This is a genomic window from Mesorhizobium sp. M4A.F.Ca.ET.020.02.1.1 (assembly GCF_004022645.1).
Classification (GTDB): Bacteria; Pseudomonadota; Alphaproteobacteria; order Rhizobiales; family Rhizobiaceae; genus Mesorhizobium.
In genome coordinates this window covers 1-1,137 of sequence record NZ_RZOI01001148.1, presented here as the reverse complement: position 1 = coordinate 1,137, position 1,137 = coordinate 1, and the positions used below count along the sequence as shown (strand labels likewise).

Below are 1,137 nucleotides of genomic sequence, written 5' to 3'. Positions count from 1 at the left end.
ATCTTCGGCTCTTTCATGTTGGCCTTGGTGACGAGATTGGCACCGGTGTCGACATTGGCCTCGACTTTCTCGCCCTTCGAGGCGGCAAGCGCGGTCTTGATGCCGTCATAACCCATCCGGTACGGATCCTGCACGACGAGGCCGGAAATGACGCCATCGTTGAGGAACTTGATCAGCTTCTCGTCGCTGTCGAAGCCGATCAGCCCGACCTTGCCGGCCAGGTTGTTCTCGGCAATCGCCTGACCGACGCCCTGCGCCATGATCAGGTTGGAAGCGAAGATGCCCTTCAGGTCCGGGTTGGCGGTGATCAGGTCGGTGGCGATGTTGAGGCCAGTGGTGGCCTGGCCGTCAGCATACTTGTCGGCGATCAGCTCAAGGCCGGGATATTTCGCCTTGAGCTGTTCCTTGAAGCCCTGGGCGCGCTGCTCGAGCGAGCCGGCGCCCGGCAGCGCGGTGATCAGCGCAACCTTGCCTTCAACCTTGCCGCCATTGGCAGCGCCGATGGCCGCGGCAAGTCCGTCAGCGGCGACGCGGCCGCCCTGGACATTGTCGGTGGTCAGGAACGAAGTGAAGGCCTTGGAGTCGGCTCCGGAGTCGATGCCGATGACCTTGACCTTGGTGGCGGCCTCGTCGATCGGCTTGCCGAGCGCCTTGGCTTCGGTCGGCGCGATGACGACAGCAGCCGGATTGCCGGCGACGGCATTCTCGAGGATCGAGATCTGGCCGTTGACGTCGGTTTCGGCCTGGGCGCCGAGCTCCGGCACATTGATGCCGAGATCCTTGCCGGCCTTGCGGGCGCCGGCCAGCACGATCTGCCAGTAGAACGAGGTGGTGTCCTTGACGATGATCGGGATGGTCACGTCAGCCGCCGAGGCCGGCGCCGAATGCATGGCGCCTGCGAGCATCGAGGCGGCGGCGAGCGCGACGAAGGCGCGGCGGTTGAGAATGCTGGTCACGAATTTCATGAGGGTTCCTCCCTAGATCGCCTGGTGAAGGTTACGGAAGCTCCGTTCGGATAGGCGCTGCCCCAACAGAACTTTATCAATAAAAAACATTTGCCGTTTTTTGATAGTGCATCGATCCGGTCGATGCAAGTGCTGTTTCGTCGCTGCGCAAAGGCCTTTGAGTTTGCCTGTC

The 1,137-nt window shown here is 62.1% G+C and carries 1 protein-coding gene; it reads right to left on the bottom strand.

Translation table 11 applies throughout. The annotated features are described in order from the left end of the window. Positions 1 to 965 (bottom strand): ABC transporter substrate-binding protein (locus EN742_RS35560; protein WP_128333919.1); only part of this gene is annotated, 965 nt, incomplete at its 3' end. Positions 966 to 1,137: the final 172 nt, after the last annotated feature.